The organism is Sphingobacterium sp. Lzh-3 (genome assembly GCF_046764375.1).
Taxonomy (GTDB): domain Bacteria; phylum Bacteroidota; class Bacteroidia; order Sphingobacteriales; family Sphingobacteriaceae; genus Sphingobacterium.
Window position 1 is genome coordinate 5,501,509 of the sequence record NZ_CP177226.1, and the last position, 19,533, is coordinate 5,521,041.

Below are 19,533 nucleotides of genomic sequence, written 5' to 3' on the forward strand. Positions count from 1 at the left end.
AAACAAAGACTAAATGCTATTTACTGTTCTATCAGGATTAATAACATCGAGCCTTATTGTTCCATTTGGTCGATTCCTAAAAACCAAATGGGGTTTTATTCTCGCATTCTTACCGGTACTTCTATTTCTATACTTTACGCAATATATTGTACCAATTAGTCAAGGCTCCTATTTCGTACAGTCGACGTCATGGGTACCCTCTTTAGGTATCAATCTGGATTTTAAATTAGATGGACTATCATTACTTTTCTCCTTATTGATTACTGGAATCGGAGCTTGCATCTTTTTCTACGCCAATGCCTATCTTAAAGGGCATCGGTATATCGATCGGTTCTTTGGCTACCTCTGTCTCTTTATGTCGGCGATGCTGGGACTTGTCCTGTCGGACAATATGTTATTATTGTTTATCTTCTGGGAACTGACCTCGATCAGTTCGTTTTTTCTCATAGGATTTAACAATGACAACAAGGACTCACGAAAAAGCGCATTGACCGCGTTATCTATTACCGGTTTAGGCGGCTTTTTCCTTTTGGCAGGTTTTATTTTACTCGGTAATATTGCCGGCACCTATCATATTACGGCACTCATTGGTAAAGTATCACTCATTCAGCAGCATCCATTGTTCCCGCTGGTCTTTGGCCTGATAGCACTTGGTGCTATTACGAAATCGGCACAATTTCCTTTTCATTTTTGGCTACCCGGTGCCATGAAAGCGCCAACGCCTGTATCGGCCTACTTACATTCCGCAACCATGGTGAAGGCCGGAATCTACCTTTTGGCCCGTTTTTCACCAATACTTGGGGGCAACCCAATCTGGATGTATTCTCTCATGGCCATTGGTGTCTTCACGATGCTTTATGCCGCATTCCATTCCCTTTTCAGAACCGACTTAAAGGGAGTTCTAGCCTACTCAACGATATCCGCACTAGGTATTTTGGTTTTCTTATTGGGCCTCGGCACAAAGGACGCCATTATTGCAGCAAGTGTCTTTATACTCGTACATGCCTTATATAAAGCCGCATTATTCTTGATTACGGGGATTATAGACCATGAAACCGGAACGCGGGATCTTACAGTCTTGCGGGGGCTACGCAAGGTATTAATGCCTGTCGCTATGGCTGGTTTCCTAGCGGCACTTTCCAGTGCCGGTATTCCACTTACATTTGGATTTATTGGAAAGGATCTGATTTACGAGGCAACACTGCATGCCACACCCGATTTATTTCTCTATTTGACCGTCGCTGCAGTAATAACAAATATACTCTTGGTCTCTGCTGGATTTATGGCCGGTATCAAACCTTTTATGGGTAAGCTACCCGAGCAATTTAATACAATCCACCTGCCCTATAAAGCCATGTGGATCCCACCTTTACTTTTAGCTATATTAGGAGTTGTCTTTGGATGCATCCCAGGACTTGTCGGCGAATGGATTGCCGGACCTACCGCAACAAGTATACTCGCAAAACCCGAAACATTTCACCTGAAAATCTGGCATGGCTTTAATTTAATCCTCCTATTAAGCGCCATTACAATTGCCGCTGGTACGTTACTTTATTTCACAAACAGGCCCAGCGAGAAAAAATTGGCTTGGATTGCAAATTTCAATAAGATTTCTCCTGAATATATCATTCAATTATGTGCGCAGGAAATTGTTTTATTCTCTACTTTCTTCACCAACAAAATGCACAACGGCTATTTGCGTTCGTATCTGTTGAAAATTATCTTATTTGCCGAATTATTGATCGCCTACCAGTTATACCTGGGGGGACCACTCCATATCAAATGGGAAACCCTATCGCCAGTGAGTTTCTACGAAGTCACCACAGTCTGCATTTTGATCGGTGCCATTGTACTTACCATCCGCACCTCATCCCGTTTAACTGCGGTAGTAGCCACCAGTGTGGTAGGTTATGCCATATGTCTTATTTTCGTATTTTACAGCGCCCCAGATCTAGCGATGACGCAATTCACCATCGATACACTCACGGTGGTACTCTTCGTATTGGTACTCTTTAAGCTCCCTTCTTTTCTGAATTTGGCCAACCGACGCACCATCATTCGCGACGCCGTGGTCGCTATCGTTTTTGGCATTCTGCTATCCATGGTTGCACTGCGTGTACTCCATGAACCAACGACAACCAATATCAGTGATTTCTATGGCGATTATGCTTATGTGCTTGCTAAAGGAAAAAATGTTGTCAATGTATTGCTTGTCGATTTCAGAGGTTTTGACACCATGTTTGAAATTGTGGTATTGAGTATTGCTGCATTAGGGGTATACAGCTTATTAAAATTACGTTTAAAATCCTCGGATAAAGAATAATGATAGATAAAGGTTATGCACAAATGAGCTGATAGCTCCTTGCTAAATAGTAACAAATGAACAGTACAATATTACAGACCGCTACGCGGTATTTATTACCGATACTTTTACTTTTCTCGGTGTTCCTTCTACTCAGGGGGCATTATTACCCAGGCGGAGGTTTCGTTGGCGGCTTAGTTGCTTCGATTGCCTTTGTGCTGCATAGTTTTGCCTTTGGCCCTCAAAACACCATGAAACTGATTCAGTACAAACCGCTGTCACTTATTCCCATAGGATTGGGGATTTCGGCCATAAGCATGTTCTTACCTGCATTTTTTGGCTACCCTGTCATGACCGGGCTTTGGCTGGAAGAGAAAATTCCCGTTATCGGGATGATAGGAACCGCCTTATTTTTTGACCTTGGTGTATACTTTGTTGTCATCGGTGTCGTCCTGACGATTTTATTTACAATTGCTTTAACTACTGAAGAAGAAGAATAATGGAACTGATACTCGTGTTATTGATCGGCATCCTTTATGCTGCCGGAATATACCTCATCTTGCGTCGAAGCATGGTGAAATTGTTGCTGGGTATCATGTTACTGGGCAATGGTACCAATATATTGATCTTCTTATTGGGAAACATTATTAAAGGTAAACCACCTATCATTGGACCCGATCTGAAGGTATTCACCGATATTTATGCGGACCCGATTCCGCAAGCACTTATTTTAACGGCCATCGTGATCAGCTTTGGCCTAACCTCCTTTGCCATCGTTTTACTCAAGCGTGTATATGCATTGCTTGGTACTGATGATTTGGATGATTTGAACACGCCTGAGGAAGAAGATATATGATAGACAACCACATTATAGCCACGATCATCGTGCATTTATTTATTGCTATTGTCCAACTAATGTTTTGGCGCAAATCCACTGCACAACGTTTTCTGAGTGTCGGTGGAAGCTTGCTTGCGCTCATTCTTGCCTTTAAACTATTCTTCAAGGTTTATGATGGTGGTATTTTAACCATGAATGCGGCCAATTGGAAAGCTCCTTTTGGAATTGTCTTTGTTGCCGATCTTTTCAGCAGTACCCTTGTTCTCCTAACTTCAATCGCAGGGCTGGCGGTCTCCATCTTTTCCTGTGTCGGCGTAGGGCGCCAGCGTATTCTCTACGGTTACTTCCCGATCTTTCACTTTTTGATGATGGGGCTCAATGGGGCTTTTCTAACCGGTGACATCTTCAATCTGTATGTATGGTTTGAAGTTATTATTATTTCCTCTTTTGTATTGATGACTTTGGGGGGCAGAAAATCCCAATTGGAAGGTGCCGTAAAATATATGGCCATGAATATCCTGGCTTCCACATTTTTCTTAACAGGAATAGGTATACTTTATGGCATTTCGGGCTCGTTAAACATGGCCGACCTGGCCCTCCGTATTCCTAAAATACAAAATCAGGCATTAGTAGAAATTACAGCAACATTTTTCCTGATCGGTTTTGGGATTAAATCCGCCGTATTTCCACTCTATTTTTGGTTACCGTCCTCTTACCATACGCCACCTTCGGCCGTAGCAGCGACATTTGGAGGCTTATTGACCAAGGTTGGGATTTACGCCTTGTTCCGCGTATTTTCCTTACTATTTATTCCCAATCATTTTACCAAGGAACTGCTTATCGTCTTAGCCATATTGACTATTCTGACGGGTGCGTTTGGCGCACTGATCAAAACCAATATCCGAAGGTTGTTTTCTTATTTGATCGTTTGTCATATCGGTTTTATGATTGGTGGACTGGGCTTATATAGCAAATGGGCTTTATTAGGCGCAGTATTCTACCTGATCCATGATATCATGGTCAAAACGAACTTATTCCTCATCGCTGGTGTTATACGACAACTCCGCGGCACCATGGATATGACCAAACTGGGTGGACTTTATGCCCAATATCCAAAGATTTCATTACTTTTTGCCATTGTTCTATTTTCATTGGTGGGCATTCCACCACTATCGGGCTTCTGGCCAAAAATATATCTTTTCAAAGACGCTTTCCAGTTAGAAAAATATGCTTTCGCGGGTGCCCTGATTATCGGCAGCTTTATCACCTTGTTTGTCATCGCCAAAATGTGGGCGCAGGTATTCTGGAAAGATGCGCCTGATCCGGAAATCATTGATGATAAATTTGCGGGTATGATCGGCTATAAGAGAACAATGCTTATACTTCCAGTTGTTATTTTGGCGTCGGCGTCTCTCTATATTGGACTCAATGCCGAAGCTATCATCCATGTTGCGGATCGGATCGCGACACAATTATTGGATCCATCACCTTACATAAACGCTGTATTAGGAGGGCAGAAATGATATGATAAAACAGTTTTTAATGAACCTCATGTTATCCTTCATCTGGGTCGCATTGACGGGATCGATGTATTACACCAACTTCCTATTCGGCTTTATGCTGGGATTTGGTATCCTCTGGCTTATGAACAGGAATGAAGTAGATCAACGCTACTTTTATCGGGTCCCCAAAACCTTGAGTTTTATTCTTTTTTTCCTGTGGGAAATGATTGTCGCCAATGTGCAGGTTGCCTACGACGTGATAACCCCCAAGTTTTTTATCAAACCTGCGATTGTCAAGTATCCCATGGATGCAAAAACCGATTTGGAAATTAACCTGCTTTCAACCTTTATCTCGTTGACACCCGGCACACTTATCCTCGACGTAAGTGAAGATAAGAAAACGCTCTTTATTCACGTCATGTACATGAAAAGCAAGGAACAGTTTGTTTCTACCCTTAAAAATAATGTTGAACGAAGACTTTTAGAACTCTTAAGATGACTTTAAATAGCTATTTTGACTATGTGATCCTTCCGATCTTGACTATTTCAGTCATATTGGCTTTTATTCGGCTGTATAAGGGCCCTCAGATATTTGATCGTGTAATCGCCTTAGACCTTATTATCACCATTGGAATCGGCATTATTACCGTTTATAGTATACGAACTTCCCAGGAGGTGTTTTTAGACATTGCCATGATCTTGGCGCTTATCGCATTTCTTGGTACGATCGCATTTTCATTTTATTTAGAAAAACAAAGCAAAGATGATTGATATTACTTTAGCCATTCTCAGTACCATCGGGGCATTGGCCATACTATTTGCATCTATTGGCATCTTGCGGATGCCCGATTTTTATTTGCGCCTTTCAGTTACCGTAAAAGCAGCAACATTGGGCGTCGGGCTATTGCTCATTTGTGCAGCCATGACCTTCCCGGATGTGTCCGTAACGACCAAGGCTATAGCCATTGGATTTTTCCTAATCCTAACGGCTCCGGTTGCAGCACACATGATTGGTAGGGCGGCTTATATACAGCGGGTAAAAACATGGAAGGGAACCACCTTAAATGACCTCGAAAAGGAAGGTGAATTAGATTGCAGAAAAGAAGATTTTTAAGAAAAACGTGTACTGTTTTTCTTAAAAATCTTCTTTTCTTATTCGGATTTCTGGTCTTGATTAGAATATAACACAAACAGGCGATGGTACAGCAATTTCTTTCCCAGTATCGGTCAACAAACCCGTTTTAGCATCCCGGCTAAACAAAACAATGTTGTTGGTATACTGATTTGCTACCAAAAGGTACTTACCATCCGGAGAGAGGTTGAAATTGCGCGGTCCTTTACCTTTTACCGAAAGATTGGAAAGCTTCTTCAGTTCCCCATCCTTCTCCACCGAAAAGGTAGCAATTGTATTGGCATCGCCACGATTGGTTGCATACAGAAATTTGCCATCAGCCGACATCTTAATATCCGCACCACCATTATTCCCTTTAAAACCTTCTGGATTGATTTCAAATGTGCTTTGATACATCCATGCATCACCATCCTTCTTATACGATGCTATTTGCCCCGTCATTTCCAATACGACATATAGAAATTTCTCTTTCTTATCAAATATGATATGTCTCGGCCCCCCTCCAGCAGGCGTAAAGATATCTTCTGATTCATCTGCAAGACTATAGGCATTTCCCGTTTTACTCACCGGATAAATAGAAATCTCATCCAAACCAAGATCTTGGACGTACAACTTATCTCCTTTATTGGAGAAAAACGTAGAGTGCACATGTGGTTTTTCTTGGCGTACGGGGTCCACTCCCTTGCCCTCATGTTGGATCAATCGCGCTCTTTTGCTTAAAACACCATTACTTTCCAAATCAAACAACGCCGCAGATCCGCCTGTATAATTTGCCACGGCGAGCAAGCTACCCTTAGGATGTACCTCAACAAAACATGGCGACTCTCCTCCGGAAGGAAGTGAATTTAAAAAAGTTAAATGACCGTCCTTAAAAGAATAGGCAGAAACAGTGCCCTCTTGATTTGGAACCTCATTAACCGCATAAATAAAGTTATTATTCCGCGCCAAAAAGGATGGATCTTTACTTTCTTGCGTGCTCGACAAAGTTGTTTCACCAGTTTTAACATCAAAATTATAAATATAGATGCCTTTGCTCGCGGTTTTGCTCGTATATGTGCCCACAAACATAGGAATCTGTTGCGCAAAACTAGTCAGCGGTAAAATTGTCATCAAATAAATAAATGCTTTTTTCATTGAAATTATTTTATAAATGTAGATACTCATTTGTTGAATGAGACCATTACATCAAGTTTGTTTCTAAATTATACGGGACCCCGATTAAATTCCTCCATTCATTCCTCGTGTGAGGATCAAAAAATCCCTCCATTTTACAGGTGTAAATATCGTCAATAGACTTGTTAAATTTGGTTAAAACCGTCCTTTCTAATAGGCAAATGCGTATTTTAGCACATCAATTTTAACAATTCTAAAATCACCCATTTAAAATATTGGGAATACAAAAATATTGTTAAATAAAAGTACGAATAATTCATATAATCTGATAATTTTGTGCTGTTGTTCAAAAAAGTATATATTGAACACAATTACTACGCATACCGCCGAAGGCAGCGTGAATGCTTGTGACAAAAAAATAAATCATGAACAAATAAACGAGTGAAAGAAGTTCATTTATACAAATGAAGATCACTCATAAATATCATAAATAATTTATACGGATGAAAAAAAACATTTATATATTGTTTTTATTGCTGTTTGCATCAATTCAGGCCAGTCTTGCGCAACGTCAAGTTATTGATCGCGTTGTAGCAACGGTTGGATCGGGCATTATCTTACAGTCCGACGTGGATATGCAATATTCTCAATGGTTAGCACAAGGGAATAAACCAGATGAAAACTATAAAGATGGTATATTGGAACAGTTAATTGTCCAAAAATTATTATCTCAACAAGCCGTAATTGACTCCATCGATGTAACCGAGACGGAAGTTGATGACAACCTCAATGCACGCCTTCGCCATATGTCCCAACAGGCTGGAGGGCAAGAACGTCTTGAAAAATTCCTTAACCGCTCTTTATTGCAATACAAAGAAGAAATGCGCCCGAGTGTTTTCGAACAATTAAAAGCGCAAAAAATGAGACAAAACATCGTTTCCAAAATAGATGTAACTCCGTTGGAAGTAAAACGTTATTTTGAAGGCTTGAATAAAGACAGTCTGCCTTACTTCAATACCGAGGTAGAAATCGGTGAGATTGTCATGATGCCCAAATTGACAGATGCAGAGAAAAAAGAGCAGCGAGATAAGATTGAAGGTATCCGCAAGCAGATCATAGATGGCTCCGACTTTGGAACTATGGCACGCATATACTCTCAAGATCCCGGATCTGCCCCTTATGGTGGTGATTTAGGTTTTGGTACACGTGACAACTACGTCAAAGAATTCTCTGCCATGGCTTTTAAATTAAAACCGGGAGAAATATCACCTATTGTAGAATCCAAATATGGCTTTCATATTATTCAGGTGCTCGAAAGACGTGGCGAAGAGGTACACACACGCCATATCCTGATGAAGATCAATCCTGGGCCTGCAGCATTGGAGAGAACCAAAAATAAATTGGACAGTATCTATAAACTGGTGGTTGACAAAAAGATGGATTTCTATCATGCCGCTACAAATTTTTCAGATGCAGAGGAAAGTAAATTCAATGGGGGTATGATCCTAAATCAAGAGGGATCGAGCCGCACGACGGTAATCCCTATGGATGGTTTGGAGAAATCAGTATTTACCGCAATCGATCCGCTAAAACCAGGAGAATACTCGAAACCAGAGCAATTTACAGACAAAATGGGCGATGTTGGCTACCGTTTCAATTACTTAAAAACACGTATCCCGCCTCACAAAGCAAATTTGGACGAGGATTTCACAAAGATCAAAGAAGCCGCCGTTCAGGACAAAACCAACCGTAATCTGAGCAAATGGTTCGATGATAAATTGAAGACCACCTACATCAATATCAGTGATGACTTCGGTCACAGTGAAGGATTGAAAAAATGGAAAAAACAATAAGTGTACAACACACTTATCCTATAAAAAAGGGCTTGAATAGTTTATATTCAAGCCCTTTTTTATTTCGCTATCATTCTGTTATTTTTCAAACATCATCTCGATCAGAATATTCCAGTTCGCTTTCTTCACATCATCTTTCGCCAATTCACTCAGTTGCCAGATACGAATATAATTATACTTCACCACCTTATCCTTTTGTCGCACCGTTGCAGTTCCCTTGGTATAGGCAAAATCGCCACTATACGAACGTTTTACTTCTTCGGGCACTGTTTCTACCGTCATCCGTTGTTTTTTGAGATAAGCCATCATTTCGGCCTTTCCTTCCATCGGACTGGTCCAAGGGAACAAAAACCGGACATCCTCACTTAAAAACTCCTTATATGCGGTTGGGTTATCGGCTTTCAAAACTGTTGACATCAATTTGTCTGTCTCCAGGACAATATCTTCACGTTGATTCAATCGCACTTTAGATCGATGCTTCAGATACCACGAATCGGTAGGTTCGATATATTCAAGATCAAATTCTCCATCCTTCCCGTTGTTTTCAACTTCAGCCCGGATATCGACCAACCACTTACCCTTCTTATTGCGTTTCCACACAGTCAGGTATTCCCCATGACGCAATCTTGCACCTACTTTCTGAAAGTCCATAGACCCCGAAGTCACACCAAACTCCTGACTTTTAGCAATCAACGCAAACGTTGGCTGCCAATTTAAAACATCGGGAATATTTGGTCTATTATTAAGATAGTTATAAGCATTTACTGCCGATGGGACGTAAAACGTAGATTCCTTATCAATGATCGAAAGAAACGCCTGGTGCGGCGTAGAGGCCTTAGCCAATGCAGCAGCATCCTTATCGGCCTGCAATAGGCTTCCAACTTTCTCAGGTATCTGCGCATATAGCGTTGTACCAGCAACACTCATGAATGCGACGACGGATAGCCTATTCCAAAAATTCATATGCAAAATGATCTTTCTTTTAAAGGTTATATGGAATATTGATTGGTTTCCACGATAATGTGTTTTTCCAATAGAAATATTCCATTTTACTCCTCTTTTATAAATTCGATTTCTTATCTATCAAATCTTATTCCAAAGTGTTCCTTCTTTGCTATCTTTCAATTGAATTCCAATAGAATTAAGCTCATCACGAATACGATCTGAGGTGACGAAGTCTTTATTTGCTTTGGCTTCGTTACGTAGTTTAATGACTAGATTCATGACGTCATCGATATCATCGGATGCTGAAGTCTGATCGTTTCTAAGCCCTAGGATATCCTCAACAAATTCTTTCATGAATACTTGAAGACCTTCCAATCCTTCTGCCGTTACTTTCGCTTTACCATCATAAATCGAGTTGATGATACGTACAATTTCAAACAGTTCGGCAATGAGTACAGGGCTATTAAAGTCGTCATCCATAGCTGCGTAACACTTGCGGCGGATTTCAGCTAAATTGAATGAATCAGCACCTTTAGACACCTTCAATTTGTCTAAAAGACTGATCGCAGTCATGAGTCTTTTATATCCCTTGTCGGCCGCATCCAATGCCTCATTGGAGAAATCCAACGTACTTCTATAATGTGCCTGCAGCATAAAGAAGCGTACGGCCATCGGCGAATAACCTCTATTCAATAAGGGATGATTTCCAGTAAACAACTCGCCCGGTAAAAATCCATTTCCGGCTGATTTGGACATACGCGCACCATTTACAGTCAACATATTCGTATGCATCCAATATTTGGCAGGGCTCGTATGGTTACATGCTTCAGACTGTGCAATTTCATTGGTATGATGTGTCGCTGCCAAATCCATTCCACCGCCATGAATATCGAATTGATCACCTAAGTACTTTCTGCTCATGGCCGAACATTCAATATGCCAACCCGGAAAGCCAACGCTCCAAGGTGCAGGCCAACGCATAATCGTTTCAGGTTTTGCTTTGATCCATAAGGCAAAATCCAAACGTCCCTTTTTCTCATCCTGACCGCTCAATTCACGGGTATTATTGAGCATATCCTCCAATTTACGATTGGTCAATATCGTATAATCGTATGTTTCAACGTATTTTTCAACATCAAAATAGACTGTACCGTTCCGCTCATAGGCATAGCCATTCGCTATAATCTGTTCGATCATTTCGATCTGCTCGGAAATATGACCTGTCGCAGTAGGCTCAATACTGGGCGGCAATGTATTGAAAAGACGCAATACGTCATGAAAACCTATCGTATACTTTTGAACGATTTCCATCGGTTCCAATTGTTCCAACTTTGCTTTTTTTGCAAATTTGTCATCCCCTTCATCACGATCGCCTTCCAAGTGTCCTGCATCGGTAATATTGCGCACATAACGCACTTTATAACCAAGGTGACGCAAGTATCTAAAAATCAAATCAAAAGACACAAACGTCCGACAGTTTCCCAAATGCACATCACTGTATACTGTGGGCCCACATACGTACATACCAACGAGATTGGGATGAATAGGTTCGAATTTTTCTTTTGTTCGCGAAAGCGTATTGTATAAATAGAGATTATGGTCCATGTTTAATCGCTGCTTGGAAAGCTATTTTTGTCTGAAATATATTTGAATTGGCACACCTGTAAAGTCAAAGTTCTCACGCAATTTGTTTTCAATAAAACGTTTGTACGGATCTTTGATGTATTGTGGCAGATTACAGAAGAATGCAAACATCGGTGTCCGTCCTGGCAACTGTGTTGCATATTTAATTTTGATATATTTACCCTTTAAGGATGGCGGTGGATAATTCTCGATAATATCCAGCATCACTTCATTCAACTTGGACGTAGGGATCTTTTTGGTTTTGTTGGCATATACCTTGTCGGCAACTTCCAACACCTTAAGAACACGTTGTTTTTCGGTTACGGAAGTAAAGATAATAGGCACATCTGTAAAAGGTGCTATTTTCTCTTTGATGCGATCTTCAAAAGCCTTCATTGTTTTGTTGTCCTTTTCGATCAAATCCCACTTGTTGACAACAATTACGATACCTTTACGGTTCTTCTCGGCCAGGTTGAAAATATTAACATCCTGCGCTTCTAATCCATCCTGTGCGTCCAACATTAAAATCGTCACATCAGAATCTTCCAAGGCTTTGATGGTACGCATCACCGAATAAAACTCAATATCTTCATTTACTTTGGACTTACGACGAAGACCTGCAGTATCGATCAGTAAAAAGTTATGTCCATATTGATTGTAATGTATACGGATTGAATCACGTGTTGTCCCGGCCATTGGCGTTACAATATTGCGATCTTTACCGATCAATGCATTTGTCAGGGAAGATTTACCCACATTCGGGCGGCCCACGATGGTATATTTCGGTAAGGATTCTTCTTCTTCCTCCTCCACTTCAAAATGAGAAACCACAGCATCCAACAGTTCACCTGTACCCGATCCTGTAGCCGACGAGATATTGAAGACCTCTCCTAAACCAAAGGCATAAAACTCTGCCGATTCATGGTGCAATTTTGCGTGATCGACTTTATTGGCCACGACATACACAGGTTTGGAGCTTCTTCTCAGAATATCAGCGATTTCGTCATCCAGGTCGGTAATGCCAGTTGTGACATCCACCATGAATATAACGACTGAAGCTTCTTCAATAGCGATATAGACCTGATCGCGAATAGCCTCTTCAAAGACATCATCCGAACCATGTACAAAACCACCTGTATCAATTACTGTAAATTTCTTTCCGATCCACTCGGCTGTTTCATAATGACGGTCGCGCGTCACTCCGCTAAAGTCATCAACAATCGCCTTTCTACTTTCTGTAAGACGATTGAATAAGGTAGATTTACCAACATTTGGACGACCAACAATTGCAACAATATTTGCCATATTTATTTTATTTGATCCACCCGCTCTCACAGCAGATGGCACTTTTATGCTAAAAATATACTTAAGGGAACAAAGATACGGATTCGAAAGGGATTATCGCGACACAAAAACAAAAATGGCTTTACCGTGAAGTAAAGCCATTTATCGGGTTTAAATTATAAATATTCGTCTAATTAGACGTTGGATTCTGCGTCAATTTACCTGGATAAGAATTTATTGCGTTCTGTGGAATAAAATAAGTCACTCTAAAATCTGTTGGTAGAATATCTTCAAATTGTTTTTGTGGTCCAGGATAAGTTCTATTCAACGGTAACCCATTACGGAACACATCATAGCTGCGTTCGGCCTGATAGGCCAATTCCAACTGACGCTCTTTATCGATCAGTTTGCTTGCGTTGGCCGCATCAATCGAAGTATATCCTCCATTGACGATAGAACGATTTCTGATGGTATTCAAATCATTTAATGCAGCACCATAGTTACCTAATTTTGCATTAGCTTCGGCACGGTTTAAATAAATTTCACCCAAGCGACTGATTACAGGCGAGTGCAGTTGAGACTCCTCCCCTTCACGTGAACATTTCACAATATAGAATTGGGGATAAGCACGGTTTAAGGAAATATAGTAATCTATCATACCCGCATAGGTATTGCCATCCTCATAGGTAATTGAATAGGTCTGTTGATTAGCATTAATTGCTGTCAATGTATATTCTTTAACAACCTCCTTATCACCGACCTTTTTGACTTCTCTTGCAATAACATTATTTCCACTAATTATAACTGGAATCTGTACATAGCTCACTGTTTTAGGGTCGCCGGCCTTCGCTGGGACGTCCTGCTTGATAAATCGAATTACTGTTGAATAGTTGTCCTTATCATCTTTGGCATATGTTGGTTCAATAAATGCAGCACGTGCATCGACAATGTTGTAATGATCAGGTCTCCAATCATTACGACCAGTTTCATTCAATAGATCAATGTACTTGGCGCTGGAATACATCTCACCCCAGCCCATACCACCGATATTGGAGTACATACCACCAATACCATAATAGTGATCATCGCCCGAAAATTCAGAAGCGACACGTTTCACCGCAAAGATGGTCTCTTTGTTATCTTCTGGTCTAAAGGTATTGTATTTCATGAATTGCTCACGGGCCAACAGCACATATTTACCTGAATTAATCACCTTATCTGCATATTCAACCGAAAGACGAGCATATGTTGCATTTGGATTTTTATAGGTACCACTCATATACAGATATATACGGGAAAGCATCGCTTGCGCCGCACCTTTGGATGCATATGTAGCCCCTTTATCAAGTGTCAGTAAACCTTCTGCCTTTTTTAGATCGCTGATTGCCTGTGCATACGTATCTTTGACAGAAGAACGGTCCGGCAGATTCAAATTATTGAAAACATCATCAGGTGTACCATTGACAATAGGAACACCTAAGTTTGTTTCTGGGCTTTGATAGTATGGCTTTCCAAATGCACGACAAAGGTAAAAGTACATCATTCCACGGATGTAATAACACTCCCCCAGTTTGTTGTCCATTTCTTTGCTTTGACCTTCTGGAAACATCTTGATGACGTTCGAGGATTGTGCAATAGCTTTATAGCCGCTGTCCCAAAAATCCTGTAAACGATAATTGTTGGGAGTTCTCGCATAGGAGATAAATTCGTAAAACGCATCTGTCGATGAACCGCGGATCATCATATTATCACCAGCGTATTCACCTAAACGGTGCATAGGGTCGGACCAAGCTTTTAACTGTGCATAAGTACCGGTTACCATTGCATCAGGATTAGTTACAATATTATCTTCGTCCATTGAAGTATAAGGAAGTCGATCTATATCGCAAGAGGATACTGCCGTTGCGATTAAAAGTCCGATTAATATCTTTTTCATTATTGATTTTCTAAACGTTAAAATTAAAATGTCACACTTGCGCCGAACATGTATTTGCGAACCATAGGATATACAGAAACACCTGTAGATCTGATCATTTGACCGCCTCCACCTTTGCCATCTGGCTCAGTCAACGGAAGTTCCGGATCAACACCTGAGTAGTTCGTAATTGTAAACAAGTTCTCTCCAGCTAAGAATACGCGTAAATTTTTGATGTTATACTTTTTCAGATCGAAGTTGTAGCCAAAAGTCAACGACCTCATCTTTAAAAAATTGTTACTTTCCAAGTAGCGTGTTGACGGCGAATTACCTTTATCTTGATTATCATATTTCGCTATCGGGTGAGTAGCTACATCGCCCGGTTTTTCCCAACGACTCCATCCATCTTGTAATTTCATCTGATTACGATCTGTATATGTTCCGTCCGAATCAAATTCCTGACGTGAGTAATTATACAATTTCCCGCCCAACGAGAAACCAAAGACAGCATTTAAGTCAAACTGTTTATAATTTAAGGACGTACTGAAACCTCCAAAAAGATCTGGGTTTCCCTTCCCTACATTACGGAATGTGGCATCTGAATAATTAGATGTTGCTGTTCGCGTTTCGTTACCATCCGCATCTGTCGAATATTGATACCACATAGGTGCCCCATTATCTACGTTAACGCCAGCCCATTCTTTTAAGTAATAGGTATCTACCGGATAACCAGGTTGAAGCAGGCGTTGCGCCGATCCAGCGATTCCTGAACCATCTCCCGCTATAATTCGTTTAGATACAAGATTGCCATCAGCATCTTTTGTGGCGAAAAGTTCTGTCAGTTTATTCACATTGTGACTTAAATTAACATCCAGACTCCATTGCACATTGTCATTTCGAACGATGTCGCCACCGATGGTCAATTCAATCCCCCGGTTTTGCATCTTACCAATATTTTTCCAAATAGAGGTAACACCTGTCAGACCGCTGATGGGAACTTGATAAAGTACATTGTCAGTTTTCTTGTCGTAATAATCAACGTTAAATCTTAGTCGATTTTTTAACAAGGCTGCATCCACCCCAAAACCTGTTGTGTATGTTTTTTCCCAAGTCAGATTTTTATTACCGATTTGACTAATTAACGCCCCTGGTATACCATTATAACTTGATGATGCCGATACAGAATAAAGGCTATACTGTGGATATAATGAGCTCGGTCTATTACCGACCGATCCATATGCAACTCTCAATTTCAAGTTATCCACCCAATCAGCCTTAAACCAGTTTTCCTTATTGATATTCCAACCACCACTGACTGAAAAGAAATTTCCATATTTTGCATTCGTACCAAAATTGGATGCTCCATCACGGCGGAACGATACCTGTGCCAAATATTTATTATCGTATGCATAGTTTGCATTAGACAAAAATGATTGTACTGCCCATTCGGAAATTCCACCTCTGGTCCGCTCTGGTTTTGCAACAACATCCAATACCTCGAAACCATTTACAATACCCGTCCCATAAGCATCTAAGGTTTTTGTCCAATAGTCGTTAAATTCGTATGCAGCCAATCCATTCAGGCTATGTTTATCCCAAGTCTTGTTGAAACGTAAAATCTGGTTGGTATATCGACGGGCAAATTCCATGCGATAATCTGTCACACGACCAATTACACTTTCGCCACTGTTTGATCGTGGATCTTGATACCCGCTATCGGAATAACTATTGTAACGATAATTGTTGACTGAGGAGAAGGTCAACCAATCTGTTAATTTGACATCGAAATCTAAGTTACCCATAAATTCATAATTGGTATTGGCACTATGATTCCATTGCAAGTCATACAAGTAGTTTGTGCTCGCGTTGTTGACCCAGCCACTGTAGCGGTGTGGCACTAAATTTCCATTAGCATCGTAAGGGCTATCCCATGGTAGATTACCATACATCGCATTGACATCATATTGACGATCATCAACAGAACGTTTAGAACCGACAATTGATGGTTTAATGGTCAACCAGTCAAAAGGTTTATAATTGGTACGCAATCTAAAGTTATAACGATCATAGTCATACCCCTTTACTGCACCAGCTTCATTATAATACCCCACAGACAAATAAGATTGCAATTTATCGGTACCACCTTGAATAGAAAGATTATGATTCTGTACAAATCCAGTTTTAGTAGCCAGCTTCCACCAGTCGAAATTACTATTGCGTAAGTCCGAATTCCAACGTGGAAATTTGATATCAGCTGGATTTGAGAATGAAGCAAAGTAGTCATAAAGTTCAGCTCCATCCATCATCTTCATGTGTCCATTAGAAAGTTGGTTAACCCCCATTTTGGTAGAAAAACTAATACTGGTCTTGGAAGCTGAAGGATTTTTTGTTGTGACGACAACAACACCATTTGCACCTTGAGAACCATAAATAGATGTTGAGGCAGCATCCTTTAATATCGTTAAAGATTCAATATCGTTAGGGTTGATATCACCTGGACTTGAACCAACAATGACGCCGTCAATAACCCATAGTGGACTTGTTGTACCACTTATTGTTGCCTGACCACGAATCACAACTCCACCATTTGATCCCGGTTTACCAGCTCCTGGTGCCACATAGACACCTGCGGCCTTACCATTTAACATATTCTCGACAGACGGAGTTGTTACGTCACGCAATTTGTCACCTTTCACAGCCTGAAGAGCACCGGTCAAACTTTCTTTTTTCTGTTGTGTTCCATAACCAACTATGACAACTTCCTGGAGTGCTTCGCTATTGGACTCAAGATTAATGTTAACAACCGACCCTGTCACCGTCACTTCTTGCGCCTTATATCCAACACTTGTAATGACCAATACATCGCCATTCTTAGCATCAATGTTAAATTTTCCTGTCGCATCAGTCGATGTAGATTTAGCACTACCTTTCACACTAATGGTAGCACCTGCCAAGGGTCCGTCTACAGACCGCACTGTTCCGCTCACTTTTTGTTGATAAACAGCGCTATTCAACAATATGTTGTCGCCTGTAAATGTAAGACCATTAGCATTAGCTGAGTTATGTGTACTTGTAATGAGTAAAGCTAATGATAACAGGCTCAACTTGTGATTGTCGAGAATCTTTGAAATCATAATATTTAATAGTTAGTTTAAAAATTGATTAGCTTGCTAATCAAAATTTAGGTACATGAATGCTAAAACTAAAAGAAGATCACGCTATCTCAAAATTTAGCAGCAACGAAATCGATTGCGCCAATTAGACAAACGATTGCATAAACACATATTTATAACATTCAAAAATCCGGAGGTAATTATCTGGAAGGTGCATCCAATAAAACGGGCTCTTCAAATAATTGAGGAGCCCGTTTTCATTTGTTTTATGGGAAATACTAATAACCTTTGTTTTGGGTTAGCACACCATAAGATAAGTCAATTTGACCTTGTGGAATTGGCATCAAATATAACTTATCATTCCAAGCACGTTCTTGCGCTAATCCATTGGATACATTGTATATATTCTTCATCACATCGGGTGCTGTCTTCCAACGACGGATATCATAGTAACGTGTACCTTCTAAGATCAGTTCTATCGCCCGCTCGTTACGAATCAATTCTCTCAATTTAGCTTGAGACGCGTAAACAGTACGATCAACTTTAGGCATACCGGCTCTCTCTCGAAGTTGATCCAGTGCATCATACACAGAAGCATCCGGCCCTGACTTTTCGTTCTGCGCTTCAGCATAAGTAAGCAAGATTTCAGCATAACGTATTAGGATAATATTTGCATAGGAATCGACTTGTGCTCTACTGGATGTAGGATCAACCAGTTTTCTAAAATTGTATCCTGTTTGCGACATATTTGATTTACCACTCTGCCAAGCAAATTCATACCCACCTTCTTCTGTCAAAGCATTCCAAGGTGCTGTTTCAAACAAAACAGAAGCATAAAAACGTGGATCTCTATTTTTAAACTCTTTTACAAAATCTGATTTATCCGCTTTCGCATAATTGGCGGCCCGAGTAGCAGCCGAAACTTTTTCAACTGGCTGACCTGTTTTATAACTTGGATACAAATCAACTAGATTTTGCGTAGGCGTTAGGGAACTCCATCCACCAACACTTCCTTCCATTAAAAGAGTGTTATTGAACTGTGTTTGTGTCACAGGAATATACTGTCTGTCCAGAATGACTTCACTATTTCCTTCGTTTTCGACTTCAAATAGGCCTTCATAACTCCTTAATCCTAGTCTGAATTTAGTTTCGTCAGCTGCACTGCTAAAATCAACAAATTGACCATAGTTATCTTTTTTATCTCTTTCGGATTCACTACTTACTTTAAACAATGAATAACCTAAGCCCATAACTTCTTTTGCTGTTGAAGCTGCTTTCTCCCAATTGTTTTCATATAAATAAAGACGGGCTTTCAATGCAAGAGCTGCTCCTTTGGTGATTCTACCTTTTTCAGATGCATAGGAAGTAGGTAATTTTGTGGAGACTTCCTGTAGTTCATTGTATAAAAATTCCAACACCTCACTTTTCTTCGTACGGGGCACATTAGCATTTTCCTTTGTTAATACTGTTGTGACTAAAGGAATATCCCCGAACTTTTCTACCATAGGAATATATAAAAATGCACGGATAAATCTTACCTCAGCTTTATAGCGCTCTTTCAATTCAGCGTCCATTGTTGCCTTATCTACATTTTCCAAAAAGTAGTTACAGGAACGAATAGAGATGTAATCCCATCCCGCGTCCAAATCAGTTGCAACGGAACCGGAAGAGATATCCGTAGATGCACTTTCCCATGGATATTGAGCGTGTACTAAATCGGATGCTCCATCCATGTACATCGCGTCTGAAAGCTTTGCATAAATTGCATTTGCTGCCAATTTAACATCATTTTCGGTTTTCCAATAATCATCCTCGGCGATCTTATTCACAGGCGTGCGATCCAAAAAATCTTTGGAACATGCTCCCATTAAAAGGGTCGCTGCCAACATTGGATATAATATGTTTCTTTTCAT

15 protein-coding genes are annotated in these 19,533 nt (G+C 40.4%); 8 read left to right on the forward strand and 7 right to left on the reverse strand.

From position 1 onward, the window contains the following. Positions 1–13: 13 nt before the first annotated feature. From ACLCDV_RS23235 to mnhG, 7 genes are read left to right on the forward strand one after another with little or no spacing between them, the layout of a single operon-like run. A complete protein-coding gene (locus ACLCDV_RS23235; protein WP_411972354.1) occupies positions 14–2,323 on the forward strand; it encodes a putative monovalent cation/H+ antiporter subunit A in 2,310 nt (769 codons plus the stop codon). 56 nt (positions 2,324–2,379) lie between these two features. Further along, positions 2,380–2,802: a Na+/H+ antiporter subunit B gene (locus ACLCDV_RS23240; protein ID WP_046671608.1), complete on the forward strand. Its 423-nt coding sequence runs from the start codon at positions 2,380–2,382 to the stop codon at positions 2,800–2,802. Then, on the forward strand, positions 2,802–3,158 hold the full coding sequence (locus ACLCDV_RS23245; protein WP_046671609.1) for a Na+/H+ antiporter subunit C: 357 nt from the start codon (positions 2,802–2,804) through the stop codon (positions 3,156–3,158). Before ACLCDV_RS23240 ends, ACLCDV_RS23245 begins: the two co-directional genes overlap by 1 nt. Next, positions 3,155–4,663, forward strand: coding sequence for a proton-conducting transporter membrane subunit (locus ACLCDV_RS23250; RefSeq protein ID WP_411972355.1), 1,509 nt, complete (start codon positions 3,155–3,157; stop codon positions 4,661–4,663). The genes ACLCDV_RS23245 and ACLCDV_RS23250 overlap by 4 nt, the downstream gene beginning before the upstream one ends. Positions 4,664–4,682: 19 nt before the next feature. Next, entirely contained in the window at positions 4,683–5,141 is a 459-nt protein-coding gene (locus tag ACLCDV_RS23255; protein ID WP_227550155.1) for a Na+/H+ antiporter subunit E, read from the forward strand. After that, positions 5,138–5,413, forward strand: coding sequence for a monovalent cation/H+ antiporter complex subunit F (locus tag ACLCDV_RS23260; RefSeq protein WP_046671612.1), 276 nt, complete (start codon positions 5,138–5,140; stop codon positions 5,411–5,413). Before ACLCDV_RS23255 ends, ACLCDV_RS23260 begins: the two co-directional genes overlap by 4 nt. Continuing rightward, the gene (gene mnhG / locus ACLCDV_RS23265; RefSeq protein WP_317669427.1) at positions 5,406–5,756 is read left to right on the forward strand and encodes a monovalent cation/H(+) antiporter subunit G; all 351 of its coding nucleotides are present in this window, start codon (positions 5,406–5,408) and stop codon (positions 5,754–5,756) included. The genes ACLCDV_RS23260 and mnhG overlap by 8 nt, the downstream gene beginning before the upstream one ends. A 60-nt stretch (positions 5,757–5,816) precedes the next feature. Here the strand turns inward: mnhG and ACLCDV_RS23270 are convergent, their stop codons facing one another. Next, the gene (locus tag ACLCDV_RS23270) at positions 5,817–6,908 is read right to left on the reverse strand and encodes a lactonase family protein (protein ID WP_411972356.1); all 1,092 of its coding nucleotides are present in this window, start codon (positions 6,906–6,908) and stop codon (positions 5,817–5,819) included. A gap of 482 nt (positions 6,909–7,390) precedes the next feature. Between ACLCDV_RS23270 and ACLCDV_RS23275 the strand changes: the two genes are divergently transcribed. Continuing rightward, positions 7,391–8,740, forward strand: coding sequence for a peptidylprolyl isomerase (locus tag ACLCDV_RS23275; protein ID WP_317669425.1), 1,350 nt, complete (start codon positions 7,391–7,393; stop codon positions 8,738–8,740). Positions 8,741–8,818: 78 nt separating this feature from the next. Here the strand turns inward: ACLCDV_RS23275 and ACLCDV_RS23280 are convergent, their stop codons facing one another. The 6 genes from ACLCDV_RS23280 to ACLCDV_RS23305 all read right to left on the reverse strand — a co-directional run bounded on the left by ACLCDV_RS23280 (position 8,819) and on the right by ACLCDV_RS23305 (position 19,533). Continuing rightward, positions 8,819–9,703, reverse strand: coding sequence for a DUF4440 domain-containing protein (locus ACLCDV_RS23280; protein ID WP_317669424.1), 885 nt, complete (start codon positions 9,701–9,703; stop codon positions 8,819–8,821). A gap of 120 nt (positions 9,704–9,823) precedes the next feature. Next, complete coding sequence (gene cysS / locus ACLCDV_RS23285) at positions 9,824–11,290, reverse strand: cysteine--tRNA ligase (RefSeq protein ID WP_070569119.1); 1,467 nt, start codon at positions 11,288–11,290, stop codon at positions 9,824–9,826. A gap of 21 nt (positions 11,291–11,311) precedes the next feature. After that, on the reverse strand, positions 11,312–12,613 hold the full coding sequence (der, locus tag ACLCDV_RS23290) for a ribosome biogenesis GTPase Der (RefSeq protein ID WP_070569188.1): 1,302 nt from the start codon (positions 12,611–12,613) through the stop codon (positions 11,312–11,314). A gap of 169 nt (positions 12,614–12,782) precedes the next feature. Further along, the gene (locus ACLCDV_RS23295; RefSeq protein ID WP_411972357.1) at positions 12,783–14,528 is read right to left on the reverse strand and encodes a RagB/SusD family nutrient uptake outer membrane protein; all 1,746 of its coding nucleotides are present in this window, start codon (positions 14,526–14,528) and stop codon (positions 12,783–12,785) included. Positions 14,529–14,551: 23 nt separating this feature from the next. Further along, on the reverse strand, positions 14,552–17,641 hold the full coding sequence (locus ACLCDV_RS23300; RefSeq protein ID WP_411972358.1) for a SusC/RagA family TonB-linked outer membrane protein: 3,090 nt from the start codon (positions 17,639–17,641) through the stop codon (positions 14,552–14,554). 257 nt (positions 17,642–17,898) lie between these two features. Then, a complete protein-coding gene (locus ACLCDV_RS23305) occupies positions 17,899–19,533 on the reverse strand; it encodes a RagB/SusD family nutrient uptake outer membrane protein (protein ID WP_411972359.1) in 1,635 nt (544 codons plus the stop codon).

Bases quoted from the DNA above. Each gene is read 5' to 3' on its own strand.
- ACLCDV_RS23270 (WP_411972356.1), bottom strand. From the start codon at position 6,908: ATGAAAAAAGCATTTATTTATTTGATGACAATTTTACCGCTGACTAGT.
- ACLCDV_RS23235 (WP_411972354.1), top strand. From the start codon at position 14: ATGCTATTTACTGTTCTATCAGGATTAATAACATCGAGCCTTATTGTT.
- cysS (WP_070569119.1), bottom strand. From the start codon at position 11,290: ATGGACCATAATCTCTATTTATACAATACGCTTTCGCGAACAAAAGAA.
- ACLCDV_RS23260 (WP_046671612.1), top strand. From the start codon at position 5,138: ATGACTTTAAATAGCTATTTTGACTATGTGATCCTTCCGATCTTGACT.
- ACLCDV_RS23240 (WP_046671608.1), top strand. From the start codon at position 2,380: ATGAACAGTACAATATTACAGACCGCTACGCGGTATTTATTACCGATA.
- ACLCDV_RS23280 (WP_317669424.1), bottom strand. From the start codon at position 9,703: ATGAATTTTTGGAATAGGCTATCCGTCGTCGCATTCATGAGTGTTGCT.
- ACLCDV_RS23295 (WP_411972357.1), bottom strand. From the start codon at position 14,528: ATGAAAAAGATATTAATCGGACTTTTAATCGCAACGGCAGTATCCTCT.
- mnhG (WP_317669427.1), top strand. From the start codon at position 5,406: ATGATTGATATTACTTTAGCCATTCTCAGTACCATCGGGGCATTGGCC.
- der (WP_070569188.1), bottom strand. From the start codon at position 12,613: ATGGCAAATATTGTTGCAATTGTTGGTCGTCCAAATGTTGGTAAATCT.
- ACLCDV_RS23245 (WP_046671609.1), top strand. From the start codon at position 2,802: ATGGAACTGATACTCGTGTTATTGATCGGCATCCTTTATGCTGCCGGA.
- ACLCDV_RS23275 (WP_317669425.1), top strand. From the start codon at position 7,391: ATGAAAAAAAACATTTATATATTGTTTTTATTGCTGTTTGCATCAATT.
- ACLCDV_RS23300 (WP_411972358.1), bottom strand. From the start codon at position 17,641: ATGATTTCAAAGATTCTCGACAATCACAAGTTGAGCCTGTTATCATTA.
- ACLCDV_RS23255 (WP_227550155.1), top strand. From the start codon at position 4,683: ATGAACCTCATGTTATCCTTCATCTGGGTCGCATTGACGGGATCGATG.
- ACLCDV_RS23305 (WP_411972359.1), bottom strand. From the start codon at position 19,533: ATGAAAAGAAACATATTATATCCAATGTTGGCAGCGACCCTTTTAATG.
- ACLCDV_RS23250 (WP_411972355.1), top strand. From the start codon at position 3,155: ATGATAGACAACCACATTATAGCCACGATCATCGTGCATTTATTTATT.